Annotated in this window: 27 protein-coding genes; 17 read left to right on the top strand and 10 right to left on the bottom strand. The window is 49.0% G+C overall.

Features of this window, described 5'->3' with window-relative positions:
- The first annotated feature begins 75 nt into the window (after positions 1–75).
- The 3 genes from HP398_RS26555 to HP398_RS26545 all read left to right on the top strand — a co-directional run bounded on the left by HP398_RS26555 (position 76) and on the right by HP398_RS26545 (position 4713).
- A complete protein-coding gene (locus HP398_RS26555; protein WP_017247194.1) occupies positions 76–2880 on the top strand; it encodes a calcium-translocating P-type ATPase, SERCA-type in 2805 nt (934 codons plus the stop codon).
- Positions 2881–2910: 30 nt separating this feature from the next.
- Positions 2911–3612 (top strand): sporulation protein YunB, encoded by a 702-nt coding sequence (yunB, locus tag HP398_RS26550; protein ID WP_017247195.1) that lies wholly within the window; start codon positions 2911–2913, stop codon positions 3610–3612.
- A gap of 126 nt (positions 3613–3738) precedes the next feature.
- Entirely contained in the window at positions 3739–4713 is a 975-nt protein-coding gene (locus HP398_RS26545; RefSeq protein ID WP_017247196.1) for a copper amine oxidase N-terminal domain-containing protein, read from the top strand.
- Between the two features lie 47 nt (positions 4714–4760).
- Here the strand turns inward: HP398_RS26545 and HP398_RS26540 are convergent, their stop codons facing one another.
- Positions 4761–5276 carry a GNAT family N-acetyltransferase gene (locus HP398_RS26540; RefSeq protein ID WP_017247197.1) on the bottom strand — a complete coding sequence of 172 codons (516 nt, stop codon included), beginning with the start codon at positions 5274–5276 and terminating at the stop codon, positions 4761–4763.
- Positions 5277–5437: 161 nt separating this feature from the next.
- Here HP398_RS26540 and HP398_RS26535 point away from each other — a divergent pair, with 161 nt between their 5' ends.
- From HP398_RS26535 to HP398_RS26515, 5 genes are all read left to right on the top strand, one after another.
- A complete protein-coding gene (locus HP398_RS26535) occupies positions 5438–6508 on the top strand; it encodes a PAS domain-containing sensor histidine kinase (protein WP_026042944.1) in 1071 nt (356 codons plus the stop codon).
- Entirely contained in the window at positions 6483–7139 is a 657-nt protein-coding gene (locus HP398_RS26530; RefSeq protein WP_069851973.1) for a response regulator transcription factor, read from the top strand. Before HP398_RS26535 ends, HP398_RS26530 begins: the two co-directional genes overlap by 26 nt.
- 226 nt (positions 7140–7365) lie before the next feature.
- Positions 7366–7533 (top strand): hypothetical protein, encoded by a 168-nt coding sequence (locus tag HP398_RS26525; protein ID WP_017247199.1) that lies wholly within the window; start codon positions 7366–7368, stop codon positions 7531–7533.
- A 23-nt stretch (positions 7534–7556) separates the two neighbouring features.
- Positions 7557–8024 carry a cytochrome c oxidase subunit II gene (locus tag HP398_RS26520; RefSeq protein WP_017247200.1) on the top strand — a complete coding sequence of 156 codons (468 nt, stop codon included), beginning with the start codon at positions 7557–7559 and terminating at the stop codon, positions 8022–8024.
- Positions 8025–8039: 15 nt separating this feature from the next.
- Complete coding sequence (locus HP398_RS26515) at positions 8040–9713, top strand: b(o/a)3-type cytochrome-c oxidase subunit 1 (protein WP_173624126.1); 1674 nt, start codon at positions 8040–8042, stop codon at positions 9711–9713.
- Positions 9714–9935: 222 nt separating this feature from the next.
- Here the strand turns inward: HP398_RS26515 and HP398_RS26510 are convergent, their stop codons facing one another.
- Positions 9936–10691: an SDR family NAD(P)-dependent oxidoreductase gene (locus HP398_RS26510; RefSeq protein WP_173624125.1), complete on the bottom strand. Its 756-nt coding sequence runs from the start codon at positions 10689–10691 to the stop codon at positions 9936–9938.
- Between the two features lie 127 nt (positions 10692–10818).
- On the opposite strand from HP398_RS26510, the gene HP398_RS26505 reads away from it, so the two are divergent.
- Positions 10819–11451 carry a nitroreductase family protein gene (locus HP398_RS26505; RefSeq protein ID WP_017247204.1) on the top strand — a complete coding sequence of 211 codons (633 nt, stop codon included), beginning with the start codon at positions 10819–10821 and terminating at the stop codon, positions 11449–11451.
- A gap of 112 nt (positions 11452–11563) precedes the next feature.
- Here HP398_RS26505 and HP398_RS26500 read toward each other — a convergent pair whose 3' ends face one another.
- From HP398_RS26500 to HP398_RS26490, 3 genes are read right to left on the bottom strand one after another with little or no spacing between them, the layout of a single operon-like run.
- Positions 11564–12958, bottom strand: a complete 1395-nt coding sequence (locus HP398_RS26500) for an ATP-binding protein (protein ID WP_026042945.1) — start codon at positions 12956–12958, stop codon at positions 11564–11566.
- A complete protein-coding gene (locus HP398_RS26495) occupies positions 12945–13652 on the bottom strand; it encodes a response regulator transcription factor (RefSeq protein ID WP_017247206.1) in 708 nt (235 codons plus the stop codon). The genes HP398_RS26500 and HP398_RS26495 overlap by 14 nt, the downstream gene beginning before the upstream one ends.
- Positions 13653–13689: 37 nt before the next feature.
- On the bottom strand, positions 13690–15054 hold the full coding sequence (locus tag HP398_RS26490; protein WP_026042946.1) for a VCBS repeat-containing protein: 1365 nt from the start codon (positions 15052–15054) through the stop codon (positions 13690–13692).
- A 254-nt stretch (positions 15055–15308) separates the two neighbouring features.
- Between HP398_RS26490 and HP398_RS26485 the strand changes: the two genes are divergently transcribed.
- From HP398_RS26485 to HP398_RS26460, 6 genes are all read left to right on the top strand, one after another.
- Complete coding sequence (locus HP398_RS26485; RefSeq protein WP_173624123.1) at positions 15309–16265, top strand: hypothetical protein; 957 nt, start codon at positions 15309–15311, stop codon at positions 16263–16265.
- 249 nt (positions 16266–16514) lie between these two features.
- Positions 16515–17729 (top strand): GTP-binding protein, encoded by a 1215-nt coding sequence (locus tag HP398_RS26480; protein WP_017247209.1) that lies wholly within the window; start codon positions 16515–16517, stop codon positions 17727–17729.
- A gap of 24 nt (positions 17730–17753) precedes the next feature.
- The gene (gene rpmG / locus HP398_RS26475; RefSeq protein ID WP_007726139.1) at positions 17754–17903 is read left to right on the top strand and encodes a 50S ribosomal protein L33; all 150 of its coding nucleotides are present in this window, start codon (positions 17754–17756) and stop codon (positions 17901–17903) included.
- Between the two features lie 137 nt (positions 17904–18040).
- Positions 18041–19168 (top strand): glycosyltransferase family 4 protein, encoded by a 1128-nt coding sequence (locus HP398_RS26470; RefSeq protein ID WP_173624122.1) that lies wholly within the window; start codon positions 18041–18043, stop codon positions 19166–19168.
- 2 nt (positions 19169–19170) lie between these two features.
- Positions 19171–20169, top strand: a complete 999-nt coding sequence (locus HP398_RS26465; protein WP_017247211.1) for a phosphotransferase — start codon at positions 19171–19173, stop codon at positions 20167–20169.
- A gap of 17 nt (positions 20170–20186) precedes the next feature.
- On the top strand, positions 20187–21746 hold the full coding sequence (locus tag HP398_RS26460; protein ID WP_173624121.1) for a glycosyltransferase family 4 protein: 1560 nt from the start codon (positions 20187–20189) through the stop codon (positions 21744–21746).
- A gap of 27 nt (positions 21747–21773) precedes the next feature.
- Here HP398_RS26460 and HP398_RS26455 read toward each other — a convergent pair whose 3' ends face one another.
- Positions 21774–22907: a glycerate kinase gene (locus HP398_RS26455; protein WP_173624120.1), complete on the bottom strand. Its 1134-nt coding sequence runs from the start codon at positions 22905–22907 to the stop codon at positions 21774–21776.
- Between the two features lie 91 nt (positions 22908–22998).
- Complete coding sequence (locus HP398_RS26450) at positions 22999–24162, bottom strand: cation:proton antiporter (protein WP_017247214.1); 1164 nt, start codon at positions 24160–24162, stop codon at positions 22999–23001.
- A 230-nt stretch (positions 24163–24392) separates the two neighbouring features.
- On the opposite strand from HP398_RS26450, the gene HP398_RS26445 reads away from it, so the two are divergent.
- Positions 24393–24737, top strand: a complete 345-nt coding sequence (locus tag HP398_RS26445; protein ID WP_017247215.1) for a cupin domain-containing protein — start codon at positions 24393–24395, stop codon at positions 24735–24737.
- Positions 24738–24787: 50 nt separating this feature from the next.
- On the opposite strand, the gene HP398_RS31260 is transcribed toward HP398_RS26445, so the two are convergent.
- The 3 genes from HP398_RS31260 to HP398_RS26435 form a co-directional block, all read right to left on the bottom strand.
- The gene (locus HP398_RS31260; RefSeq protein ID WP_017247216.1) at positions 24788–24922 is read right to left on the bottom strand and encodes a hypothetical protein; all 135 of its coding nucleotides are present in this window, start codon (positions 24920–24922) and stop codon (positions 24788–24790) included.
- 26 nt (positions 24923–24948) lie between these two features.
- On the bottom strand, positions 24949–25239 hold the full coding sequence (locus HP398_RS26440; RefSeq protein WP_017247217.1) for a hypothetical protein: 291 nt from the start codon (positions 25237–25239) through the stop codon (positions 24949–24951).
- A gap of 98 nt (positions 25240–25337) precedes the next feature.
- Positions 25338–25751, bottom strand: a complete 414-nt coding sequence (locus tag HP398_RS26435) for an Lrp/AsnC family transcriptional regulator (protein WP_173624119.1) — start codon at positions 25749–25751, stop codon at positions 25338–25340.
- A gap of 118 nt (positions 25752–25869) precedes the next feature.
- Between HP398_RS26435 and HP398_RS26430 the strand changes: the two genes are divergently transcribed.
- A complete protein-coding gene (locus tag HP398_RS26430; RefSeq protein ID WP_173624118.1) occupies positions 25870–26628 on the top strand; it encodes an MBL fold metallo-hydrolase in 759 nt (252 codons plus the stop codon).
- Positions 26629–26643: the final 15 nt, after the last annotated feature.

Here is a 26643-nt window from a genome sequence, read left to right as displayed (position 1 = left end):
TGGACGGGTTGTTTTATTTTCTAGCTCGTCTGCATACACATGAAAAGGAGTGAGATGTGGATGGAGGAGATGTAGGTGGATACACAGCCAATTCGAAAATGGTACACGCTGGCGGCGGCCGACGTGACCGAAGCCCTTCATAGTGATGCTGCGCAAGGGTTGACTCAGCAGGAGGCGGAGCGGCGACTGGCTAAACAAGGTGCCAACCAGTTGGCTGAACAAAAGCGAAAGCCTCTCTACTCGGTCTTTGTTGATCAGTTCAAGGATTTTATGGTACTCATCCTGTTCATCGCAACACTGATCTCATACTTCCTCGGAGAGTACCTGGATGCGATTGCGATTATCGCGATCATCCTCATTAACGGTATCCTCGGTTTTATTCAGGAGGCCAAGGCTGAGCGATCCTTGCAAGCGCTGAAGGAGCTGGCATCCCCGATGGCGCGCGTCATCCGGGGCGGGCACATTTCCATGATACCGGCTTCGCGGCTGGTACCTGGTGATCTGGTGCAATTGGAGGCTGGGGATCGTGTTCCCGCAGATTTGCGTTTGCTTTCGGCCAATCGGTTAGAGGTGGAGGAGTCTGCGTTGACAGGGGAGTCTGTCCCCGTCGGTAAAAACGTGAAAAGACTGGAGACAGCCCAGGCATCTACTGTACCGCTTGGCGACCAAAAAAATCTCGCGTTCATGGGCACGATGGTGACCGGAGGAACAGGGAGCGGCCTCGTTGTAGCGACAGGGATGAGCACGGAAATTGGGAAAATCGCGCACTTGATGAATACAGCGGAAGAAGCAGAAACCCCTTTGCAGCTACGATTGGAGCAAATGGGTAAAATTCTCGTGGTCGTTGCACTGCTGTTGACCATTGTGGTCATCGCTGCTGGTGTCTGGCATGGTCATGAGCTATTTACGATGTTCCTCGCCGGGGTGAGTCTCGCAGTGGCGGCGATTCCGGAAGGCTTGCCGGCGATTGTGACTGTCGCGCTAGCGCTTGGCGTCCAGCGTATGATCCGGCGCAATGCGATCGTACGCAAGCTCCCATCAGTCGAGACACTGGGCTGCGCCTCTGTCATTTGCTCTGATAAAACAGGCACCCTGACTCAAAATAAAATGACCGTTACGCAAGTGTGGCACAGCGATTCCACGTATGAAGTGAGCGGTAGCGGCTACGCACCAGAGGGAGCCTTTCACTATCTAGGGAAGATGGTATCTCCCGCCCGTGACGGAGCGCTCTCGCAAATGATCCGAATCGCGGACCGATGCAACAACGCCCGATTGACATGCGAGGAGCAAAGCACGCGCAATTTGCTTGGAATGGGCAAGACGTCACGCTTTTGGCAAGTCGTAGGCGATCCGACAGAAGGTGCTCTCAAGGTGCTTTCTGCGAAGGCATTGGGCGGCAATACAGAGCGTAGCAACCAGAAGAATCAGGGACAGCGTGTGGAGGAGCTCCCCTTTGATTCTGACCGCAAAATGATGTCGGTCGTTGAAAAGGGGACGGACGGTGTGTATTCCCTGCTGACCAAAGGCGCAGCGGAGGCATTGCTGGCGAGATCGACACACGTTTTGTGGAAGGGAGAGCTCATTCCACTCTCTGCGACGCTTCGCCACCAAGTACTGGAGCAAACGGAAAGGATGGCAGGCAAAGCGCTGCGTGTACTGGGCTTCGCGTATAAGACACTGCAAGGCTATCGCCCGGGACAGCCGATCGGCACCCTGGAAAACAATCTCGTCTTTGTCGGATTGGCCGGGATGATCGATCCACCACGTGAAGAGGTGCGTCCAGCGATCAATCTGTGCCATCAAGCAGGAATCAAGACGGTCATGATTACAGGCGACCACAAGGTAACAGCAGAGGCAATCGCCCGGCAGATTGGCTTGATGCGTGGCTACGGAGAGGTGCTGGAGGGACGTGAACTGGACAACATGTCAGATGAGCAGCTCGCAGAGTATGCGGAGCGAGTGACTGTCTATGCCCGTGTATCCCCTGAGCACAAGCTGCGGATCGTCCGTGCCCTGCAAAGCCAAGGCCATGTTGTTGCCATGACCGGAGATGGTGTCAATGATGCTCCTGCGATCAAGACCTCAGACATTGGGATCGCGATGGGGATTACCGGTACAGATGTGACGAAGGAAGCGGCCGACCTCGTGCTCCGCGACGATAACTTCGCCACGATTGTCGCCGCCGTCGAGGAAGGGCGTAACATCTATGACAACATTCGAAAATTCATCCGTTATTTGCTGGCGTCCAACGTAGGCGAAATTCTCGTTATGTTTTTTGCAATGCTCCTCGGGCTTCCTTTACCTTTGGTTCCGATCCAGATCTTGTGGGTCAATCTCGTGACAGATGGTTTACCGGCCATGGCGCTGGGCGTCGATCAGGCGGAGAAAGATACGATGTATCAGAAGCCGCGCAACAAGGCAGAGAACATATTCAGCCGGGGGTTGGGCTGGAAAATTATTAGCCGTGGCTTCCTCATCGGGGCCATGACGCTCTTGGCCTTCTGGCTGACTCTCAAAGAGAATCCGAATGACTTGGTGCATGCCCAAACTGTCGCTTTCGTCACGTTGGTTATGGCGCAGCTGATTCACGTTTTCGATTGCCGGAGTCAATACAGCGTTTTTCACCGCAATGTATTTGAAAACAAATATCTCGTCTGGGCCGTACTTTCGTCGATCGTGCTCGTGATCGGTGTCGTATACATGGAGACACTCCAGCCGATCTTCAAAACAACGGATCTGAATCTGCGGGATTGGGCATTAATTTTAGTCGCGGCGGGAGTTCCTACGTTTGTCGCGGGAATCGGTGGGGTGCTTACCAGCGGCAGACAGCGCACAAGCAAAGAGAAACGCCCAGCTATGCGTACGGTTCGTCCTGACTAACCGAGCCGCCAAAGGGGAGAGGAAGCCATTGTGCGCTTGAGAAGGGGAGGATGGAAAAGACGTAGAAGGAAAATTTTCGCTGGGATCCTGCTGATCATGGTGGTATTGATCGTTTTGTTTATCGTTGTGGAACGCAGGGTAGAGCCGACGTTGATGTTGATTGCCCAGGCCAAGGCAGAGCAGGTCGCCAAGCTCGCTATTACCGATGCAGTCACCAAACGCATGTCCCAGCAGGGTCTCGACGTCAACGAAGTTGTCATTATGGAGAAAGACGAGAATGGCAGCATCAAAGCGGTGAATTTTAATTTCAAAGAGTACTCCCGGATTGTGGGAGAAACGACAGCCCGTATTCAAAATCGCTTGAAGGAATTCGAGCAGGAGCACGTCCGCACAACCATACCACTAGGCTTGGCTACCAAAAACGTCTTTCTGGAGCACTTTGGGCCTGATATCCCGGTGTCGTTCGTTCCGATTGGAGCCGTCAAAACGAAGCTGGAAACAGGCCTGAAGCAAGCCGGGATCAACATGGTGCTGGTGACTGTCTACATTCACGTCGAGGTCGATTTGCGGGTCATAATCCCGTTTGCGACCAAGCAACAGACGGTCACCACACAAATCCCGGTCTCCGAAGCCCTGATCGTCGGCAAGGTACCGACTTATTTGTACGATAACCCGTCAGGCAAGCCCGATGTGCCGATGCCACGAAACAACCAAATCCCAAGCCAGCCGTGATGTTTTTCGCTTATACGCGAACGATTTACACATCTATGAAAAATTTATTGAAACGTTTCTGAAATGGTGCCGTCCAATGAATAGAGACACACAAAAACAAGCAAGAACATTGGAGGCGTAAACAACATGAAAACAATCCGTACAGGCATGATGACAATCGCGGCACTGGCCGTTTTGGGAACTAGCGTGGTATCTGCAACCTCCGAACCAGTAAAAGAACTTTCCGTTAACATTAACGGTCAAGCAATCGCACAAGATGCGATCTTCGATAAAGGTCAACAAACCGTACTGGTTCCACTTCGTCCCGTTGCTGAAGCCCTTGGCTTCAAAGTAAGCTGGAACGACAAGGAAAAAGCAGCAGAAGTGCAAAGAGGCGCGATCACCAGCTACGCAAAAGAAGGAGAGGATCGCTATCCTTTCGCAAAAATGTACAAAACATTGGGAGCGGAGCCGCGTGTACTGAATGGCAGTACATATGTGCCAGTTAAATTCGTAGACGAAATCCTACAAGCAGAAGTGAATGTAACCGATGATGCAGTAACTGTAGTGGAAGACGAAATCGCTCCTATGCGTACAGGTACCATTACTAACATCAGCAAATCCGACAAAGGCTACTCGGTTACACTGAACATTTACGAGTCTGGCATCATCCTGCACCTGACGGAAGATACGAAAATCACGGATGAAGCAGGTAAAGTACTGAAGCCAGAAGACTTGAAGCTGGGTATGGCTGTAGATGCTACTACCGAAAAATTCATGGCGATGAGCATGCCGCCACAAACGAGTGTGCTCAGCATCACGGTAAAGGGCGGCCTGGAGACTCAGGACATCCTGGCAACAGCGGGAAAAGTAGCGAGCATCTCTGCTGATAAAGATGGCAACTACAAAATGCTCGTAGAGGGTCGCGGTATTACCGAAACCTCCCAAGAAAAAATCAACCTGAACATTACCGAGAAAACGGTTATCATCAATGCACGAGACAACAAAGTACTCTCGCCTGCAGATCTGAAAGAAGATATGCAAGTAGTTGCCTTCTACGGCCCAATGATGACAAAGAGCCTGCCGCCTATCGGCACTGCTGAAAAAATCGTAGTAGAATAAGAGAAAGAACGGGATGGCATTTGCTATCCCGTTTTTTGCGTTCATGACTAGATCGGGTATTTCATACAGATGACGCGACCGAGTTTTTCCGTCTCTCTTTCCTCGTAGACAACAAAACCGTATCTCTCGTAAAAAGGTACGACCCGGCTATTCTTCTCCAAAACGGCCAGATGCAGAGAGGTGTAGCCGTTTTCCCGGTACCAGGCGATTAACGTATTCAGGAATTCTTTAGCGTAACCATGGTTTTGGTAAGCATTGTGCAGCATGATGAGACCTAGCCAAGGGTGGCCATCTCGCGGATTACACAAAATGAACTGGGCGATCCCGATGATCTCGGTACCATGGACTTCTCTTATCGAAAAGCTGTAGGAGTCCGCAAACGCCAGATTATCTTGATGGTCATCTGCTATTGTCTGTAAAGTGACGACCCGTTGTCCAAAGGCAAACTCCATATAATCGGGGTTTGAATTGTACACCGTCAGCAGCTCGGGGAAATCGTGTTCCGTGACGGGCTGAAACACCAATCGAGCGCTATGGGCTGGGAAGGGAGTAGTGCTTGGCATGTCAAAAGCTCCTTTCAGTATATTTTACATTCATCTAATTAGATGATATTCTAATTTAATAAAATGTCAATTCGAATGATGATAAGGGAATTCCCTGATACACTTTCTTTTATGGAAACTTTACAATAACGATAGAATGATTGTCTCAAAAGGAGGAGCGCATGGGTACGTCGAGTGAAGTGCTCTCCCTGATGCAGTCCATCTTTGCCAACGCTAGCGATGCGATCCTGGTAATGGATCATGAGGGACGAATCGTAAAGGCCAATGCTGCGTTGGAGCAGATGACGGGCTGGACAGAAGAAGAGCTGATTCGAGATAAACATATTTGCGAGCTGTGTCTCGGAATGGCAACGTGTATGGAAGAAACGAGCTGCACGGATTGCTTTTTTAAGCGCGTGCAAATGCCTTCATTCGAGATGAGGCTTCGAACGAAATCGGGTGTGGATTACCCTGTCGCTGCCAGCTCTGCGAGACTAGAGGATGAATCGCAGGGGAAGCTGGTCATGATTTTGCGTGATATGTCTGCGCAACAGCGAGTGGAAAAAGAGCGCTACCAGTACAAGCTGACGAATTTTGCAATCCAAGCACAAGAAGAAGAACGAAAGCGCATCGCCCGGGAGCTGCATGATGGCGTAGGGCAGGCGCTTTATAGTATTTTAGTGGGACTAAACGTAGTCAGACAACGAGAATTGAGCGAGCCGGTTATGCAGCATGTCACGGAATTGGTGAATATGACTTCCAAGGCGATGGAGGAAGTGAAGCGCATGGCGCTGGAGCTGCGTCCGTCTGCACTGGATGATCTCGGTTTACTCCCTGCATTACGTTCGTTGATGAAACGGGTGGAAAAGACGTTTCACATCCAGGTGGAGCTGCATGTTCAGGGGGAGAAACGCAGATACTCCGCTGCGATGGAAACAGCGTTATACCGGATTGTACAGGAAGCCATGACTAATACAGCAAAATACGCAAAGGCGAGCCATCTGGGAATCATGTTCGAGAATAGGGAGAAGGAAATTGTCGTCACGATTGTGGATGACGGCGTAGGGTTTGAAGTAGAGAAAACATTGAACATCGGCAAAGGTCTCGGTGTGTTTGGCATGAAGGAGCGTGCCCAGCTGCTTGGTGGTACCGTTGATATTCGCTCCGCACCCGAGGAAGGAACGACGGTGATCGTCCGAATTCCGGTGCCGAAGGAGGGGGTAGGGAATGACCATTCGCGTCTTGATCGCTGATGATCATGCGATTGTACGCTCTGGGCTGGGGATGCTGATCAACGCCCAGGAGGACATGGAAGTCGTCGGTTATGCAGCTGACGGAAAAGAGGCATGTGAAAAAGCATGGGAAGTCCGGCCCGACGTCGTTTTGATGGACTTGAGCATGCCGCCTGGGGAAAACGGCTTGACGGCAACTGCCAGACTGAAGGAAACGGCACCCGACATTCAGGTGCTCGTGCTTACGATGCATGATGACGAGGAATACCTGTTTCGGGTACTCCAAGCCGGTGCTGCTGGCTATATTTTAAAAAGCGCCCCTGACCTCGATTTGATTACGGCGATCCGTTCGGTCAATCAAGGCATGGCCTATTTGTATCCATCTGCGACGAAATCTCTGATCGAGGAATTTCTGCAAATGGTCAAGAACGGTGAGGAGCAGGCCAAGTACGACATCCTGACTGATCGGGAAAAAGAAGTGCTGGTCTTGATTGCCAAGGGCTTTAGTAACAAGGAAATTGCGGAGCAGCTCACTGTTTCCGTCAAGACGGTAGAATCGCATAAAGCGCATATTATGGAAAAGCTCCACTTGCGTACACGCCCTGATTTGGTGCGGTATGCGATTAAGAAGGGCTGGCTTGATTTTGAGTAGAGTACGATCTCTTGTATTTAGTAAACCAAAGACGATCCCAATAAGGGCTCGTCTTTTTTTGTGTCGAACCTGTGACCAAAAACGGTCATAAAACGGTCGAAATCAGGGGTTTCCCGGAACATTTTAGGGGATTTCCCCGAATTACTTCAAAGGGGTCCCAGCGGTAAAATGAAGGCGTGAATACTACACCGCGCCCATGAGGCACGTAGGAAAGGAGAAGAGCGCGATGGAGACGCAAGTTGACAAGGCGGAGAAAGGCAAGAAATCTAAATCCAGCAAGCTGCAAACGAACCAGGAAGACTTGAAGGGAACGTTTGTCGCGGTTCTGATCGTCGGAGGTATTATTCTAGTCGGTTGGTTAGGTGTATTCGGGCTTTTCCTGGATAGGGCGTAATTAGGAAGTAAAGGAGGGTACTTATGCATTTGCATCGATATGAAAAAATCTGGTTGATGCTTGGCGCAGGTGGTTTGGCCTTATTTATTGTATTGTTGTGCGTCAATGCGTTTGCCATGGGGATGGCTCCGCCAAGTAATATGGAAATGATTGATCCGGAGAAGGTTACGGAGACGCCTCCTTTTGATAAACCAGGCTTGAAACAGGTAGGAGACAACGAATACGACGCTTACATGACAGCATTTGCGTTCGGCTTCGCTCCGAACAAGATGGAAATACCAGTTGGCGCAACGGTGAATTTCCACGTCACGAGTCCAGACGTTATTCACGGATTCCAGATTCCAGAGACCAACATTAACTTCATGGTTCTGCCTGGACACATCAGCTCGGCGACACACACGTTTGACGAGCCAGGTGAGTATTTGATCCTTTGTAACGAATACTGTGGCGCAGGTCATCAGGTAATGGCGACCACGATTATTGTGAAATAAAGGTAGGTGAATCCTATGGTAATCGCACGGAAGATCGACGATACACTCCCCCATGTTCCGGTTCAGCGTTCTGCGGCAACACTTAGTTTGGCCTATGTGTGGGTAGCTTATATTGCATTCGGATTGGCAGCTGTGGCAGGGATGGTACAGGGCATGGTTCGCGGTGGAATCATGGAACTGCCGAGCTGGACAAATTACTATCAAATTTTGACCGCCCACGGCGTATTGATGGCACTTATTTTTACCACGTACTTCATCGTCGGATTTATTTTCTCAGGAGTCGCCCGCACAACAGGTGGTTCCTTGCACGGAGCCGCGCTAAAATTTGGATGGGCCGGCTGGATTCTCATGACGGTAGGGACGTTGATGGCTGTTGTCACTATTCTGCTGAATGAAGCCTCTGTCCTTTATACGTTCTACGCACCACTGAAAGCATCTCCGTACTTTTACATTGGTTCTGCCTTGCTCGTAGTAGGTAGCTGGCTAGCGGGATTCGGGGTTTTTGCCAGCTATCGTAAATGGAAACGTGAAAATAAAGGGAAAATGTCCCCGTTGTTCGTCTTCATGGGTGTGACTACCTATGTCTTGTGGATTACAGCGACAATTCCTGTAGCGGTTGAGGTTCTGTTCCAACTTATCCCGTGGTCACTCGGGCTGGTTCCAACGATTAACGTCATGCTCAGCCGTACGCTGTTCTGGTTTTTCGGTCATCCACTCGTTTATTTTTGGCTACTGCCTGCTTATATGGCGTGGTATGTATGCTTACCAAGAATCATTGGCGGTCATGTCTTCAGTGATTCGCTCAGTCGACTTGCCTTTCTCAGCTTGCTCTTGTTCTCCATCCCAGTCGGGTTCCACCATCAATTGATGGAGCCAGGAATTTCGCCAGCATGGAAAATGATACACGTGACATTGACGCTGATCGTCGTTATCCCGTCGTTGATGACAGCCTTCTCGATGTTTGCGGTTTTTGAAACGACCGGACGTAAAAAAGGTGGTGTTGGTCTTTTCGGATGGTTGAAAAAACTGCCGTGGACAGATGTACGCTTCTTCGCTCCATTTGTTGGGATGCTGTTCTTCATTCCTGGCGGAGCTGGGGGAATTATTAACGCAAGTAACCAGATTAACGCGGTCGTACACAATACGATTTGGGTTACGGGTCACTTCCACATCACCGTAGGAGCTGCGGTGGCGCTCACTTTCTTCGGCGTCAGCTTTTGGCTGATACCTGCATTGACTGGACGTCAGTTGACCAAGACTGCGAATCGCATGGGAATGGTACAAACGGTATTCTGGGCAGTAGGAATGTTCCTGATGTCGCTCGCCATGCACGCAATGGGCTTGCAAGGGGCTCCGCGCCGCACAGATTACACGACGTATATGGACCACCCGTTAGCTTTGGGCTGGATGGATTATCAACGTGTAATGGCGTTTGGTGGCGGACTGCTGTTCGTATCCGCGATTCTCTTGATCGCCATCTTGCTGTATCTGACTTTCTACGCACCAAAAGGGAATACAGAATATCCGATTGCCGAGACAGAGACAACGCAAGAGGTTCCAAAAATTTTGGAGCGTTGGCCTGTATGGATCGGACTCGTTGCCTTCCTGATAATTCTCGCCTACGGTTATCCGATTTTGGAACAAATTCAGCACCAGGCACCAGGCTCGCCGCCTTTTGTGACTTGGTAAGACGATACGTACGAAAAAGCCGCTCATTCCGTTTGGAAGCGAGCGGCCCTTCTTTTTTAAAAAAGCTCTAGCGCTGCCAATTCGGTAAAGGCAAGAATCAGATACCCGATTGCCAAAAGCCATAGGGCGAGAATTCTGAGGTCTTCCTCTTCAAATGGCATACAACTCCTCCTTTTTCTCTTGTTAGCACAACATATTCAAGAGGGAGGACATTGGTTTAGCTTATGGCTCATATATCATCTTGCGGGTCATTCCGCCATCTACAATCAGCTCAGTACCCGTAATGAAATCGTTGTCCTTTTGCGTCAAAAATAGGCACGCACGGGCAATATCATCGGGTGTACCTACGCGACCTGCCGGATGCTGGGCATGATCCCCGGGGCGAAGAGCGGCATAATCGCGATGTTCAATCCAGCCGGGAGAGATCGCATTGACACGAATTCCATCGGGGCCGAGTGAGACACCAAGCGCATGGGTTAAGGATAATATGCCTCCTTTGGAAGCCGCGTATGCCTCTGAATGTGGCTCGGACATGTGCGCCCGCGTCGAACAAAGATTAAGGATAGCGCCTCCACCATGGCGACGCATGATTTTGGCTGCTTCTCTCGATGCGAGAAAGACACTCCGCAAATTCGTGTTCAAGATATGGTCCCACGCTTCGACGGTCAGTTCATAGGGGGATTCCCATACGGACAAGCCCGCGTTGTTGATCAAAACATCGAGGCGTCCCCAGCGTTCATCGACGGTTCTCATCAATTGTTCGATCTGCGCTGGCACGCTGACGTCAATGTGCTCGAAGTGGGCTGTGCCTTTCACTGCTTCTGTCGTGTTGATTAGCGAGGCCGTTTCTTCTCCCGCTGCGCGATTGTATTCGGCGATGACGACATGTGCACCTTCGGCAGCATACATGGTGGCAACAGCCCGTCCAATGCCTTGGCCACCGCCAGTGACGATGACAATGTTATCCGTGTATTTCATCGAGAGTGCCTCCAAACAATAGAGTATGAAGCGAAATGAAAAAAGTAATTGCAAAATGTTCGTAACGATAATAAAGTAAGTAGTATCTTTTTAACAGCGTACTATACAGTATGGAGGAGATTCAACCATGAATACAGAACTGAAAATTACCGCTGAACAGGTAATGGAAGCCCGTCACAGCGTGCGTAAATACGATCCGAATGAAAAAATTCCACAAGGCGAGCTGAACGAAATCCTGCGTCTTGCAGCAAGTGCGCCATCGTCCTGGAATTTGCAGCATTGGCGTTTTCTTGTCGTGACTGATCCGGCTATCAAAGAAAAACTGCTCCCAATCGCATACAATCAGCAGCAGGTAGTGGATGCTTATGCTACCATCATCATTCTCGGCGATCTGGAGGCTTATAAGTCTGCTCGCCCTGTTTATGATGAAGCATTGGCAAAAGGATACGTTACAGAGCAAGTGCGTGAGACTATGATCGCGCAAATCGAAGGGGCTTACAATAACAACCCAGAAATCGCGCGTGATGAAGCAATCCGTAATTCATCCTATGCAGCGATGCAGCTCATGCTGGCGGCAAAAGCAAAAGGGTACGACACGTGCCCAATGGGTGGCTACAACCGCGATGCGCTCATTAAAGAGCTGAACATCCCATCCCGCTATTTGCCAACACTCATGCTGACTTTGGGGAAAGCAAGCGTGCAAGCTTATTCAACTTCCCGTTTTGGCCTGGACGAACTGGTCATTCAAAACAGCTTCTAATATCGATATCGTGTTCCAACAGCAAAAAACTCATCCACGCCTCATATTCAATGCGGCAAGGGTGAGTTTTTTTGTCAAATCTTCTCCAGGAGAGCTATTCGCTCTTCCTGCCTTATTGATTCGCCAACAAAGGTAAATCCACCATAATCGATGTTCCTTGACCAAGGGCGCTGCTGACCGAAAACCGCCCGGCATGGAGTTGAATGATCTCTTTGCAGATCGCCAATCCCAGACCACTACCGGAGAGCTTGGAGCGTCCCTTGAAAAACTTTTCTGTGACATGCGGCAGGTCTTCCGGGTTAATGCCTTCACCAGTATCCGTGACGGTGACAAGGAGCCTATCGCCTGACAAGGAAGCTGCGATGACGATCGAGCCATTTTGTGGCGTGAATTTCAATGCGTTGTCCAATAGATTCACAAAAACTTGCTTCAGCCGATTCGGGTCTCCCAAAACCATGAGTGGGGTAGGGGGAGTCTCTAGCTTCAACTCGATTTGTTTCGCATTGGCACGTACTGAAAATTGAAGATGCAAATCATTGAGAAGCTCTCGGACATCCATGCGTTCGCGGGACAATTTCATCTCACCGGATTGAAACTTCGAGAAATCGAGCAATTCCTCGACGAGCCCGATCAAACGATCTGTCTCCTTGGAGATGACTTCCAGACCGAGCATCGTCTCTTCAGGCTCTTCCAGACCGCCCGAAATGAGCGTTTCGCCCCATCCTTTAATCGACGTAAGTGGGGTACGCAACTCATGGGAGACAGAGGAGATGAAGTCATTTTTCAGCTTTTCGTTTTTCCCGATCTCCGCTGCCATGTAATTGAAAGTGTCCGCGAGGGTTCCTACCTCATCATCGAATCGTTTTGGCGCGCGGACAGCGAAATTTCCTTCCGCCATTTGTTTAGCCGCATTCGTTAAATCTTCGATAGGGTCGACGATTCGTTTTGCCATGAGTAGGCTGAGCGCAAAAGCGAGGACGACTACGCTTGTCCCAACGCCTGCCCCGTACAAGGCAATGCGATTGACTGCTTGATAGAGCGGTTCAGCGGAGATCGTGTATCGCAGAACACCTACAAATTCTCCGCTGTACGTTAGTGGATTGGACACCGCGATGACACGCTCCCGCGACTGTGGACTTTTCCCGATGTAGAGACCACTTTGTCCCTTGATGGCATCCATGACGTCAGGGGTATTGATGATCTCGCTGGTCTGAAAGCCGTAGGAGTTGAGAATGACTTTTCCTCCTGGGTCCAAGACCTCAATTTTGGCGTATTCCTGATTCGAAACATTTTCCAAGATGTAGCGTGCTTTGTCTTTTAACCGATAGCCAGTGGCGTACTTGTTAATAAAATTGGTGAAGGTCGTGCTGCGGGTCACTAATGCTTCGGTCGCAGTCCCGATGTAATACGTATGAACGGCCCAGTAAAACAGTCCTTCCAAGAGCAGTACGATTAAAAGGAGGATCAGGCCGAAATGAAGAACCAGCCTACTCTTAATGCCTTTCATCGGGGACGTCCTTTCGCCACAGGTAGCCATACCCCCAGACTGTCTCCAAGAAAGCTGGATGAGCTGGATCGTCCTCAATTTTTTGCCGGATTCTGCGGATATTCACATCCACGATTTTTAAGTCCCCGACAAAAAATTGACCCCAAACTGCTGTCAAAATCTCGTCGCGACTGATGGCTTTGTTCGCATTTTCAGCGAGTAGTTTGATGATGGCAAATTCTTTTGGCGTGAGGTCAATTTCTTGTTCCACCCGAATCAGCTTGCGTTCATCGAGCAACAGCGTGAAGGGGGCAATGTTAATTTCATTTTTGTCCTCAGCCTCAGGAATGGGTGTCAATCTGCGGTGCAACGCTTTGACACGGGCTAGCAGTTCCGCAGGGCTAAATGGCTTGGAGACGTAATCGTCTGCTCCGAATTCGAGACCCATGACTTTGTCCAGCTCCTGGCTTTTAGCTGTCAGCATAATGATCCCGAGACGCGGATATTTTTTGCGCAGCTGCCCGCATACTTCGAAGCCATCAATGCCGGGGAGCATGACGTCGAGAATGGCAATGACGATGTCCGATTGTTGATCTGCGAGATCAAGTGCCTCTTCTCCGGTGCCAGCCTCGATTACCTCATAGCCCTCGCGTTTGAGATTAATGCGCACAAAATCTCGGATGGATTTCTCGTCTTCCAGTAATAGAACCTTCATAGGGCAAATCTCCTTGATAAGGATTTACTATTTCACTTTATTCCCGGCTCGTTATCGGTTTGTAGAGCTGACGAACTTCCTCTGCGGTAAGCTGCATCGATCGATATTCCGCGAGAGCAGCCTTTCCAAGGGTAGGTGTCGTTTGCGGTAAAATGGCGATTAAGACTTGTTTTCCCTCTTCCTTCAGCAAAATGTAGGGAACTTGTTTTTGCTTCAATCCGTTTTCAAATTTCACCCATTCGTTTTGGGGGATGCTTTGCAGAGTTAGTAATTCTGCCTTATTTTTTCCATTCGCTCCGTAATAAAGGAATCGGACGAGAAACGGATTCGTATCATGGTTGATGGAGATGGTGTATTTTTCGCCCCATTTTGCCGGAATCTTGAGGTCAAACCCTTGTGTGTAATTTTGATAATGATCCTCGATGTGTTTCAAGCCCGTTTTCCCGTCCCATTGGAAGTAGGAGGAGACCCAAGGGATTTCTGCCATGGCCAAATCCTCTGTCCCAGCGGGTTGTATTTTAGTGCCGATCTCGATGATGCCGTCACCGTTGATATCTTCACTTTCCAAAGAATATGGCTTGAAGGTCAGATCCATCTCTCCTTCTATTTTTGCCAAAGGGTTGGAGAGTTGTCCATTGTCCCAGAGGAGTAGTTCAGTAGAAGCAGAGTGAGCACCTAATCCAGCATCAATAAATAGTCCGTTTCGGGTTGGCGATGCTTTTCCGATGATAGCCTGATAGTAACCATTTACATATCCGTCTAGGGCTAACTCAGTCTTTTTAGCGATTGTGCCGCTCGCCGCCCCATACAGCTCGGCTTTGGATGTGAAGTTATTTTTATCGAGAACAACGAGAGCGAGATCCGCGTGATCATCTCCTGTCAAATCACCTACTGCCATAATGGAATAGGGCTGCTTCATCAATTCCTGAGTCATATTATTCGCTAGCGAATAAACGGAGAGTTCCTTGTTCAAATCTTCGCCGCCACCCATTCCAATCAGCATATCCGGAACTTTGTCACCTGTGAGATCTTGAAAGGAGACGTAATCCAATTCGCTGCCGACACCAGTAAAGGAGGAGAGCTTTTCCCAGTTTCCTTGCTTTTGGGTAAGCACAAGCACACCGATTTCGTAGTCGGTTTTTTCTGTTTTGTAAAAAGCGACGACCTCCGCAATCCCATCTCCGTTTAGATCCTGTAGGGAGACGGCACTAGCTTCTGCGGGATGTAGAGGAACAGATAATTGTGACCCAGCCGGCAAAAATTGCATGACGGCCTGATTGATCGATTTTTGATCGCCGTCTGCTGACGGGGCGCGCATCAATTCATTGGGTGTATCTGTGAGTCCGCAACCGCTAACAAGCGAGGCGCAGAGTGCTGTCGTTACGAGCCAAGCCTTTTTCATTTCAAATGTTCCTTTCTGTTGCTGCATCCATTTGACTATATTGTAGCTTGCCCATCCAGCAAAATTGTTGCAAAACGGTAAAAAAACCCGTTTTCGAGCTTTTCATGAACGAACGAACGTGCTCTTAGCTTCCTTATACAGGAAAAAAGTGCGAAAGAACAGGGAGTATATTACTAGCAACAAATGACCTAACAATTTCGTTTAAAAATGTAGGATCGGAGTTGGATGTTATCTATACGAAGGAGGAGAATAGGATGAAAGCATGGCACAAAACGATGGCGGCAGTTCTTTGCAGCGGCGCAGTTCTCATGGCTTCGGGCGTTGGGGCTGACCCGGTTCAAGCGAGTGGAATCCAATCGCAAGCGTACGCGCCAGTAGTTTTATTGCAACCAGAGCAAAATATCCCGTTCAGCATACAATTTATCGATGGATTTGTGGCAAAAGTAACGAATGCAAAAACGAAAGCGACGAGTACAGTAGATATATCGGACAATAAGGCTACGTACGTGAGGCAAGGGATTTATCATGCCAATGGAAAGCTGCAAAAGGCAACCGATGGATATACGCAAAAGCTGGTGGAGTTGGTGCCATTCCGGGATACGAAAGGCAACCTGCGTTATATAGGCAAGCAAACCTTGTGGGGGCTGAATACGGAGGATCGCTTGGCAGTGGCGACCAGTGTGTGGAACATCGTCAATAAACAGCCGCAGCTTTTACAGGTATCGGTTCAAAAAGCAGACTGGGACAATATGCCGTCGCCAGATGTGACGATCAATAGCGGCTTCAATTTGGGCAACGATAGTACCTTTGTCCTTGATTCGAAGTATGCAGATGTGACCGGAGACAATATTAAGGATCACATTTTGCTCGTAGGCGATAAGATGGGCGTATCGATGAATCAGACGGCCCATAACCTGCGTGTCGTGGTTCGCGGAGGGAAGGATAATCACCAGACGTTTATCTCTGTAGGAAAACGAGACAGCGGTGTTCTTCCGAAGCTCGCCATCACGAATGGCAATGACGATCAGGTAAAAGACATCCTCGTCACGATGCCGACTGCGACAGGTCATGTATACAGTCAGCTTACATGGAAAGAAAATAGCCTGCAGCCAGTCGTCGAGCAGGGGAAATTAAATGATCGTGAGGCGTACCAGCCAGTTATTGGGGTTTATGGGGAAGCGATTGGGATGAATAAGACGAAAAAACAATAATGGAGTAGGTGTGGAGGAAATCAGTCAGAGTGAAATCTGGCTGATTTTTTTTAATACAAATTTGCAGGTATTAGCCATCTTGCAGGATTATTCGTGAAAAGTCATTCCGAAAGGAGAAATAAAGGTTATTCTCCGGTATTTAAATCGTAATCATTACGATTTGTATTGACTTCGGATAATTTGATGCGTTATGATAACAAACAAATCGTAATGATTACGCTTTGAGTAAAACAAAAAGGAGAACCCAGCATGAACATGAACGAAACGAAAATCCCCGTCACAGTCCTGAGCGGGTACTTGGGAGCGGGAAAAACGACGCTACTGAACCATGTCCTGAACAATCGGGACGGGCTACGAGTCGCCGTGATCGTTAACGACTTGAGCGAAGTAAACGTAGACGCCTCTCTGATCCTCTCGGGCAGTGGTCTTTCACGCGTGGACGAAAAGGTCGTGGAGCTCTCGAATGGCTGCATTTGCTGCACCTTACGAGAGGATTTGCTGACAGAGGTAGAGCGTCTGGCTTTGGAAGGACGGTATGACTACATATTGATTGAATCGACGGGAGTAGGCGAGCCGGTTCCAGTCGCCCAGACTTTCACATACGTTGACGAAGAAAATGGCATCAATTTATCGTCGCTGTGCCGCTTGGACACGATGGTGACCGTAGTGGATGCATACCGCTTCTGGCATGACTTTTCGTCTGGCGAAAACCTTTTGGACAGAGGGCAGGCAGTTGGCGAAGAGGATACCCGTGAGGTGGCGGATCTTTTAATCGACCAGATTGAATTCTGTGATGTGTTGATCCTGAACAAATGCGATCGTGTCGCTCCAGACGATTTAATACAGCTGGAAGCCGTTCTGCGCAAGCTACAGCCAAATGCCCGCTTCATCCGCGCTGTTCGTGGGCAGGTAGACCCGCAAGAAATTTTGAATACCAACCTGTTCGACTTCGAGGCTGCCAGTCAATCAGCGGGATGGATTGCTGAGCTGCAAAAGGAAGAGCATACACCTGAGACGGACGAGTACGGAATTTCCTCCTTCGTTTATCGCAGTCGCAGGCCGTTTCATCCAGCCCGTTTAGAAAAGTGGTTGGAGGAGTGGCCTGAGGAGGTCGTGCGTGCCAAAGGCTTTTTCTGGTTGGCGACACGGAATGACGTGGCGATGTCACTCAGCCAGGCGGGGCCATCCATTGAAATCGGAACGGCTGGCTATTGGACAGCAGCGTTATCGGCAGAAGAGCAAAAAGCCATTCTGGTAGAAGAGCCAGACTGGCAGCAAACATGGCATCCCGTACATGGGGATCGAACTATTGAGCTCGTCTTTATCGGGATCGATCTGAACCAGGAGCAAATCGTAAAGCAGCTCGATGCATGCCTCCTGAACGATGAGGAATACGAGGCGGACTGGAGTAAGCTGCCCGATCCACTCCCAACAGCAGATGCTGTAATCGAGACGACATTGTAACCAAAAAAGAGGAGGCTGACATCCATGCGCGTGAACGTTACCCTGCAATGCACTGAAACCGGAGACCGCAACTATATCACATCCAAAAACAAGCGGAATCATCCCGAACGATTAGAACTGAAAAAATACTCCCCGCGTCTAAAACGCTATACCCTTCATAGGGAAACAAAGTGATTCTAAAAAATGTCTGAAGACCATAGGCACCCTGCCCAACACCTTCTTATCAACCGGACATAAAATATATTTGTGTCATGATGAATTCTTCCCGGATGCGCGATGCGATAAAAGCGAGTATACGAGGAGGGTACTATTTGGAGAACGAAAACAAGCTGAAAGTGTTGGTCATGACGAATGAGTATCTGCCCAAAATAATCGGAGGGCTAGGGATCGTCGCTACTCACTTGTCTAGAGAGTTGAGTAGGAATGATGTGGAGGTAACGGTTCTATGCACCGGAAAATCCAATCGATTGACGATATCAAAGCCGAACGAAAATTTGTGCATTCTTCGATTTCCAAAAGCTCCTCGTTACTTTAATCGCACAAAACAATCTTTCAAAGCGAAATCCGTCTTGTACGCGATGTCCAAAGTGGGATTCGTCAAACCTGATATCATTCATGTGCATAGTACGGAATTTGCGGATACTTCCAAAATAGCCAAAGCCCGGTTTCATGTGCCAGTTGTCTATTCATGCCACTCTCTAGCCTCTCAAGGTATCTATTCGCCGTTTGGGAAAAACCAGACAAAATTGATTCGGAGTGCAAGTCAAATCATTGTGCCGAGCAGGTGGCAAATAGGTGCAACAAGGAGACGTTATCCTCATACTACTATCCATAAATTTTCTGTTATCCCGCACGGTGTGAAACCGATAACCAAGCAGTCAAAATCTGCCCCGACTAAATTGCTGTACGTAGGTAGACTGATTCCTTCCAAAGGGATCGATGCCTTAATAAAAGCCATTGGCCTCCTGTCACGAGAACATAAACGGGTACATTTGACCATTGTAGGAAGCGGAAATGCCAGCTATCAAAGAAAACTCAAAGCCCTTACAAGACGAGTTGGCGTTACAAAGAGAATTCGCTGGGTCAAACAGAGCAAATACGGAGCCGTGCAACAGATGTACGCTTCTTACGGTGCCGTTATTGTTCCAAGTAAAAAAGAATCGTTTTGCTTGGTTGCATTGGAAGCGATGGCAAATGGTGTACCACTTATTTCGACCTTGTCGGGAGGATTAAAGGAATTTGTAAACGATCAAAATGCCCAAATTATTTCCACAGTCAATAGCACCAGGATAGCTCGAGCCGTTAAAGCATTTTGGAATAATCCGGACCTAGCGGAAAATAGAGTACGCAATGCCCAGTCAACTGCCGCACGATATAAATGGTCTTCGATTGCACTTCAATATCAATCATTGTTTACAAACCTGAACAAGGCGGAATGACAATGAGCAAACAAGCCATTACCGGTATAGCCAAACAGTTTGGGGTTCGGGTACGCCAACAAAAGAAAATTCGAGGAGGAATCTATCGGATTGTAACGCCAGGGGGCCGGACGTTCAGCTTAAAGCGGATGCCAAAAGGAGTGGCTCGAATACGGTGGGTTGACCGGATGCTGATACGGGTCCGGCAGGAAGGATCGCTTTTGGCGTGGCGCAACCCTAAGATGCCAGAGGGCCGCAATACCTATCAACTCTCGAGAAAAGGAGAGGTTTTTGTACTAACTCCCTGGATTTTGGGGAGGAAACCCTCGCCGCGCAATTTAGCGGATATGAGGGGATGCGGTGCTGCGTTGGCACGTTTTCATGAGGCTGGACGTACAGCTCTAATTGGGAATTTTGCTTACAGTCAGATTGGGACATGGTACGCCACTTTAGGTAACAGGCACCGATATATACAAAACAAGATGGCAAAAGCGAAGAGAAATGGCTTTAGCCTGCCTATTAACCGTTTTCTCAAACAGCACCGGGCGGAAATCATGCGTTACTCGAGACAAGCGGAAGCATTATTGAATAGCAGCGAATATAACAATTGCCGTCGCAATCCGCGTAAACATGGAGTCCTATGTCATGGTGATGGGGGACCGAGCAATTTTATTCTCAATGATGAAGGTACCTACTTGATCGACTTTGAAACCTTGCATGTCGATCTGCGAGCCTATGATTTATATCGCATCATTTATAATTCATGCAAAGATTATCAATGGGATTTTTCCATTGCCAAAGCTATTCTGGATGGTTATCGTCAGGTTACCACACTAAACAAAAGCGAATATAAACTGATTGGTGCCTGGCTGCGATTTCCGTTCTCGACATTTTTAGTACTGTCCCCATTCAAAAGAATCCCGTTTACCATGAAGCGGTTACGATGGGCACTTGATTCAGAGAGGAGAATCGGCCCTTTTTTGCAGGAACTTGATGAGTACGCTGCCAGTCATAGCTCTTAAACAGGAGAGTGTTCGGTATGAAAATCGTCATCATCGCCCCCGAGCAAATCCCCGTTCCCCCCATTCTTGGGGGGTCCGTCGAGATTACAATTCTGGCGATTGCCAAGGAATTGAGTAAATGGCATTCGGTCTCGATTATCAGTAGAGCGCATCCTCGTTATCCGAAGTATTCTTTTATAGATGGGGTGCACATTTATCGCGTTCCTACCGGCAGTCCTGCGAAATATTTGACCCATGTGAAAAAAATCCTAATAAAACGCCGATTTGACGTTTTGCAAATTGATAACCGTCCGGAGTTCGTCAGGCAGATTAAATCGATGTTTCCGAATGCGACTGTGTCCTTGTATCTTCACTCGCTGACTTTTGTCAATTCTCCCCATACCAGCCGGGCAGAGACCTTGGCCGGATTACGAAAAGCGGACTTGATTATCACCAACAGTTCATCGCTTGAAAGTCGGCTTTCTGCTCGTTTTCCTAGCATGTCGAGAAAAATCCGGGTTGCATGGCTTGGAGTCGATACATCTCGCTTTTCCCCTATTCAAAAAACCTCTCATCCCCGTGCCTTCACCTTATTGTTCGCGGGCAGGCTTATTCCACGTAAAGGCATTCCCGTATTGCTTCAAGCAGCTAAGCTTGTGAAAAGGCAGATAGCCCAGCCTGTCAAAGTAATGATTGCAGGAGGATCACCAACAAGTAAATATGCAAGGCAATTGCAGTCGCTCTCTCGTAAATTTGGCGTACATGCCGAATTTCTAGGTACGGTCCCCCATCGTAGTATCCACCGCGTTTTTAGAAAAGCCGATCTGTTTATTTGTCCTTCGCAAAAACATGAATCGTTCGGCCTTGTTAACGTCGAAGCGATGTCCTCCGGATTGCCAGTCGTAGCCTCGAAAAACGGGGGCATAAAAGAAATCATTGAGCATGGCCGTTCTGGATTGCTGATCAAACAATATAAAAATCCGCAAGCCTTCGCCGATGCGATTTGTTTGCTGATCATGAATAAGCCCCTGTATTTGAAAATGAAGCAAGAAGCTCGTCAAATTGCCTTGGAAAAGTTTAGTTGGAGTGCCACAGCTGCTAGACTTAACCAGATTTACGAGTCTGAAAAAGCTTTACAACAGGATGAGCTCCAAAAAGGCAACCACAACAATACCTTCCACAAGTTTGACCAATTTCTGGACACGATACGCGGTAGTCAAGTTCATGGTGGAGAAGTGGGATACAACCCCGAAATACGTGGCGTTAACATGACTGACGACCATTGCAACGTTGCCGATAGCCCTGGCCATCAAGATTTGCCAGATCAGCACGGTACCCAGCCTGGCGTTCAACCCGAGCGACGGCAAGAGGGGCCTGACAATGGGGAAGGTAATGAAGAGAGCGGCAGTCGATCTGGGTTGAGCTGTTTTAGCACCCGAGATTTCCAAAATCTTGCCGATCTGCGTACCGAAAATGATGACGAGTCCGATGGGAGTGACGATCCCGCCGAAGTCACTTTCGAATTCTTCTCCGATATTGGATATCAAAGGCTTGTCGATGCACTCATATACGGTCAACAAAATGCTGATGAGGAGTAGTAGCACAATAATAAAGGAAGTGGCCGATCAGGATTTCAGGCTATAAATCCGCATAACTTGTTCGGCTGTCTGCTCCAAGAGCGAGGCAGCTTCGCGCATTGATTGATCCAGCGTCATCGGTTTGTTGGTGATGCTGACAACGGCAGAAACGCCTTTTTCATAAAGGGCGTCGATGCCAGTTCCAATGGAACCAGCGAGGACGATGACGGGAATGCCGTATCGTTTTGCGACTTGGGCAACTCCACATGGCGTCTTTCCTTGGGCCGTCTGGAAGTCGACTTGTCCCTCACCTGTGATCACCAGAGTGGCTTTGTCCATGGCTTCCGCGAGTCCGGTCGTCTCGATCACAATCTCAATCCCAGAACGCAGCTGGCCATTCAGAAAAGCAAGAAGGGCACCAGCGACACCGCCCGCAGCACCTGTCCCAGGCAAATCGTGAATGGCGATGCCGCGGGTCTCTTCGATCAAGTCAGCGAAATGGCGCAAATGATCATCTAATTGCAGGACCATTTCCGGTGTGGCTCCTTTTTGCGGGCCGAAAACGTGAGAAGCGCCATTGGGTCCAACAAAAGGATTGGTGACATCACACGCAATGACGAACTGACAGTCAGTCAGCCGCATATCAACCTGACTCGTATCAATACGGCTCAGTCGTGATAATTCACCACCTCCAAAAGAGAGGGGCTGATCGTCTTGATCGAGTAGCAAAAATCCGAGAGCTTGGAGCATGCCAGCGCCTCCGTCATTGGTAGAGCTGCCACCCAGTCCCAGGATGAACTTGCGGCAACCTTGATCCAGCCCGGCCGTAATCAATTGACCAAAGCCATAGGTCGTCGTGACAAGCGGGTTGCGATCTGCGGCAGAAATTAAGTAAAGACCAGAGGCAGCAGCCATTTCGATCACACAGGTTACACCGTCACCCAAAATGCCGAATTCAGCAGAAATGTCCTGTCCGAGCGGGTTGTTTACGGTGGCGGTCAGTATTCTTCCGTCTGTGGCATCGACCAGGCATTGCATGGTACCTTCGCCGCCGTCAGCCATCGGTTTCACGAGGAGTTCACTTTGCGGGAGTACGCGTCGAATACCTGAGCGAATGGCTTCGCCTACTTGTTTGGCAGTCAGGCTACCTTTAAAGGAGTCCGGAGCGATTACAATTTTCATGCCAGTCTTCCTCCTATCAGTAAAGAGGGTATTTTTTCCATCATAAAAAAGACTGTCCCCCGCGTCTAGGCGAGAAACAGTCTTGATTGTGTTAGGCGTTCTTTTTCAATGCTATTTCTTCTGGCTGTGCCGTTTTCGAGAAGAACCATTTCATCATCGGTGGAGTGACGATGGTCGTCAAGAGTACGACGACAATCAGGACGGCAAACATGTCTTGTGTGAGCAAATTGCTCTCCAGACCAATTGCGGCGATAATGAGTGCCACTTCCCCACGGGATACCATCGCTGCACCAATGGCCATCGAGTTTTTCCATGGGAAGCCTGTGATTTTTGCACCAAAAGCACCACCGATGAGCTTGGAAACAATCGCGATGACGCTCAGGAGCACAATCAGTCCGAGATTGTCCCAGATACCAGAGAACTGTGCCGTTACCCCGATTGAGGTGAAGAATACTGGCACGAAAACCGCGTAGCTGATGGTCTCAACCTTGTGCGTCACTTCTTGCTTGTAATTGGTCAAGCTGATGGCAACACCGGCGATGTAGGAACCGATGATGGCGGCAACCCCTGTATATTCAGCAAAATATGCGAACAGGAAACAGATGATAAGCGCTGCGGAAATGACTGATTCTGTGACCTGCAACGGAGCAAATTTTTTCAAAATCCAAGGGACAACCTTCCAAGAGAGAACGATAACGATGGCAAAAAACGCGACCTTTTTCAAAACCACCATGCCGAGATTTACGTCGCCGCCAGCAAAGCTCATCAAGAAAGCGAGTGCCAAGATAACCAAAACGTCATCAATAACAGCGGCTCCCATGATCGTTGCACCTTCTCTTGATTTTAGCTTGCCCAATTCCTTCAACGTTTGTACGGAAATACTCACGCTGGTAGCAGAGAGCAATAGGCCCAGGAAGATCGCTTCGATGTTGGAGAGACCAATCGCAATCCCGGCACCATAACCGAGTGCAAGCGGCATGACAATCCCTGCGACGCCTACGCTGGTTGAAGACTTGGCGGTGCGTTTGAACTCATCAATATCAGTCTCTAAGCCCGCGATAAACATGAGCAGGATAACCCCGATTTGGCTAATTTCCTTGAGGATTTCTGTGTCTGTGACCAGCCCGAGAACCGTAGGACCTAAAACGATACCGATGAGCAGTTTCCCCAAAACGGATGGCTGTCCCAGCCGCACGCTGATGTCACCAGCGATTTTGGAGGCGATCAAAATGACAGCCAGCTGAAAAATAAGCATGTGGTTTCCCCCTTTTTACGAAATAAAAAAGAGCCCGCGATCACAGCTTTCTTTTTGTCGGCTAAAAAAGACAAAAAGAACCCTATGATGACAGGCTCCTCCAGTAACGAATCAAATATTCACTTACAATACACAAATATTTTAACATACTGGGCCGAAAAAGTAAACACTTGGTGACAAATGCTCCTCAGCGTGTGAAGATAGAGCAAAAAACAGGAGGAGGAGCAGGCATGGCGAAAATCAGCAAAGAGAATGCAGAGCATTATCATTGGGGCGATCAATGCGATGGCTGGCATCTGGTCAAAGGCCAAGAGCTCAGCGTCATTCATGAGCGGATGCCCGGAAATACCGCAGAAGTGCGCCATTATCACGAGCGGTCGCGTCAGTTTTTCTTCGTACTGTCAGGACAGGCTATGCTGGAAGTGGATGGCGTGCGTCATGTGTTGGGCAGGCAGGAAGGCGTAGAAGTGCCACCGGGAGTCAAACACCAGATGAAAAACGAGGGAGCAGAGGATGTAGAGTTTCTTGTGATCTCGCAGCCGACAACAAGAGGAGACCGCATCCAGACAGATTAAAGAAAGCCTGACCGTCAAAAGAAGCGGTCAGGCTTTTATATGCGTCAAGCTTATTTGAAATTGGTGAAATCGGACATTTGTGCGAAGATATCTGCCAATGCGTGCATTCCTTCGAATGTTTGATAAGCGAAAATAGGCAGACCCACAACAAACAACAAAACTTCTCCGATATATTTGGCGATCATATGATCAACCTCCTTTTGGATGTTTGTTACGCTACGCGATCCAAAACGAAGGAACCATATGTATCCATTTCGCCGTCTGTATGCTGTATGCGCCTGAATAAGCGAAGGCGCTGCGGTTGCCTTGCCGCCATTGGATAAGTCTCCACCAACAACGTGTTAATGGAAGGTCGGTACGTATCCGTGACGTTCTGATGTAGAGCCCGGTTTTGCAGGTAGCACTGTCTGAGACAATAAGCAGAAGTGAAGCATCCTACAAAAAGCGCGACCAAGGCGAAGAAATCTTCCAGCGAAAACAGCAGCAATAGCATATCTTCCATGGCGATTCTCCTCCTTTCGTATTCATCATTCTACTCTTGTTCACAATATCGAGCAACCCCGAAAATTCATGAGAGCGGATACATTGCCAAACTGCCAACTATTTCAATTTGTTAATCGATAGGTTGACACGGTAGTTCCCAAAAGGAAGCAGGGCATCTAAAAAATGATTGAGGGCCTCTTGATCTGGCACATGTACCATCATGGTATAGCAGCCTTCTCCGCTAGTGCGATGGGCTTCGACGATCTCGCTGCGGCTTTTGATAAAACGAGTGAAGAGTGAATGATCGGTAGTGGTCATGAACATGGTGACCAGAGCAGTGAGGACTGGGGCGATTTTGGCTTCATCAATGAGCGCTGTATAGCCTTGAATAATGCCCTGCTCCTCCATTCGTCTAATGCGGTTTCCGACGGATTGACCACTTAGATGGACCTGTTCGCCGATGTCCTTCCACTGCAATCGGCTGTTTTTGCGTAGTAAGGCAAGGATGGAGAGATCGGTTTGATCGAGCATGTGTATCTCCTTTCACGGCGAAAGTTGGTAGCCAGCAATCGTTTCGCGGCAACCGTTCACGGCCTTATACAATAAACGTACATCCATTATATCGATAACGAGGAAAGGAAGAAATGACATGGAGATTCAGCTTGTAAGACATGCTACCTTGCGCGTGAAATATACAGGGCTGACATTTTTGATCGATCCAATGTTTAGCTCTAAAGGCGAAATGCCAGCAGTACCGAATACGCCGAATCAGCGCCCGAATCCAGGAGTAGAATTGCCCATATCCGTGGAGGAAATACTCGCTGGCGTGGACGCCCTCTTGGTGACGCATACCCATTTCGATCATCTCGATGAAGCGGCCCTACGCCTTCTCCCGAAGCATTTACCTGTATTTTGCCAGCCACCTGATCGAGACAAGCTGGTGCAGCATGGCTTCGAACAAGTCATTGCCATCGAAGAGGAATATAAATGGCAAGGAGTTCACCTGCATCGGACAAGTGGTCAACACGGAACAGGGGAAATTGGGCAGCAGATGGGGCCAGTATCTGGCTTCGTTCTGGAGCGAGCTGGTGAGCCGACGCTGTATGTGGCGGGTGATACGATTTGGTGTGAGGAAGTGGAGCAGGCTGTTGCAGCGTATCGTCCTGACGTGATCGTCGTTTTCGCAGGTGCGGCCCGTTTTTTGACGGGAGATCCGATCACGATGACGAAGGAGGATATCGTCCATGTCGCAGATACTGCGCCTGACAGCCGTATTCTTGTTGCCCACATGGAGACATGGAACCATTGCTTGCTCAGCCGTCAGGAATTGAATGAATGTTTGCAGGAAAAACAGCTATCTGGTCGCGTACATGTTCCGCAGGATGGCGAAACCATCTCTTTTCAATGAGCGAACTGAATATAG

The sequence above is a fragment of the Brevibacillus sp. HB1.4B genome, assembly GCF_013284285.1.
Taxonomy (GTDB): Bacteria; Bacillota; Bacilli; order Brevibacillales; family Brevibacillaceae; genus Brevibacillus; species Brevibacillus porteri.
The sequence above is the reverse complement of the archived record's forward strand: the minus strand, read 5'-3'. Positions and strand labels throughout refer to the sequence as shown.

Coding starts and splice junctions, on each gene's coding strand:
- HP398_RS31260 (WP_017247216.1), bottom strand. CDS start 24,922: ATGATCGCCAAATATATCGGAGAAGTTTTGTTGTTTGTTGTGGGTCTG.
- HP398_RS26430 (WP_173624118.1), top strand. CDS start 25,870: ATGGAGATTCAGCTTGTAAGACATGCTACCTTGCGCGTGAAATATACA.
- HP398_RS26545 (WP_017247196.1), top strand. CDS start 3,739: ATGAAAACAATCCGTACAGGCATGATGACAATCGCGGCACTGGCCGTT.
- HP398_RS26460 (WP_173624121.1), top strand. CDS start 20,187: ATGAAAATCGTCATCATCGCCCCCGAGCAAATCCCCGTTCCCCCCATT.
- HP398_RS26480 (WP_017247209.1), top strand. CDS start 16,515: ATGAACATGAACGAAACGAAAATCCCCGTCACAGTCCTGAGCGGGTAC.
- HP398_RS26490 (WP_026042946.1), bottom strand. CDS start 15,054: ATGAAAAAGGCTTGGCTCGTAACGACAGCACTCTGCGCCTCGCTTGTT.
- HP398_RS26450 (WP_017247214.1), bottom strand. CDS start 24,162: ATGCTTATTTTTCAGCTGGCTGTCATTTTGATCGCCTCCAAAATCGCT.
- HP398_RS26520 (WP_017247200.1), top strand. CDS start 7,557: ATGCATTTGCATCGATATGAAAAAATCTGGTTGATGCTTGGCGCAGGT.
- HP398_RS26445 (WP_017247215.1), top strand. CDS start 24,393: ATGGCGAAAATCAGCAAAGAGAATGCAGAGCATTATCATTGGGGCGAT.
- HP398_RS26440 (WP_017247217.1), bottom strand. CDS start 25,239: ATGGAAGATATGCTATTGCTGCTGTTTTCGCTGGAAGATTTCTTCGCC.
- HP398_RS26535 (WP_026042944.1), top strand. CDS start 5,438: ATGGGTACGTCGAGTGAAGTGCTCTCCCTGATGCAGTCCATCTTTGCC.
- HP398_RS26495 (WP_017247206.1), bottom strand. CDS start 13,652: ATGAAGGTTCTATTACTGGAAGACGAGAAATCCATCCGAGATTTTGTG.
- HP398_RS26465 (WP_017247211.1), top strand. CDS start 19,171: ATGAGCAAACAAGCCATTACCGGTATAGCCAAACAGTTTGGGGTTCGG.
- HP398_RS26485 (WP_173624123.1), top strand. CDS start 15,309: ATGAAAGCATGGCACAAAACGATGGCGGCAGTTCTTTGCAGCGGCGCA.
- HP398_RS26540 (WP_017247197.1), bottom strand. CDS start 5,276: ATGCCAAGCACTACTCCCTTCCCAGCCCATAGCGCTCGATTGGTGTTT.
- HP398_RS26530 (WP_069851973.1), top strand. CDS start 6,483: ATGACCATTCGCGTCTTGATCGCTGATGATCATGCGATTGTACGCTCT.
- HP398_RS26505 (WP_017247204.1), top strand. CDS start 10,819: ATGAATACAGAACTGAAAATTACCGCTGAACAGGTAATGGAAGCCCGT.
- rpmG (WP_007726139.1), top strand. CDS start 17,754: ATGCGCGTGAACGTTACCCTGCAATGCACTGAAACCGGAGACCGCAAC.
- HP398_RS26510 (WP_173624125.1), bottom strand. CDS start 10,691: ATGAAATACACGGATAACATTGTCATCGTCACTGGCGGTGGCCAAGGC.
- HP398_RS26500 (WP_026042945.1), bottom strand. CDS start 12,958: ATGAAAGGCATTAAGAGTAGGCTGGTTCTTCATTTCGGCCTGATCCTC.
- HP398_RS26455 (WP_173624120.1), bottom strand. CDS start 22,907: ATGAAAATTGTAATCGCTCCGGACTCCTTTAAAGGTAGCCTGACTGCC.
- HP398_RS26515 (WP_173624126.1), top strand. CDS start 8,040: ATGGTAATCGCACGGAAGATCGACGATACACTCCCCCATGTTCCGGTT.
- HP398_RS26525 (WP_017247199.1), top strand. CDS start 7,366: ATGGAGACGCAAGTTGACAAGGCGGAGAAAGGCAAGAAATCTAAATCC.
- HP398_RS26435 (WP_173624119.1), bottom strand. CDS start 25,751: ATGCTCGATCAAACCGATCTCTCCATCCTTGCCTTACTACGCAAAAAC.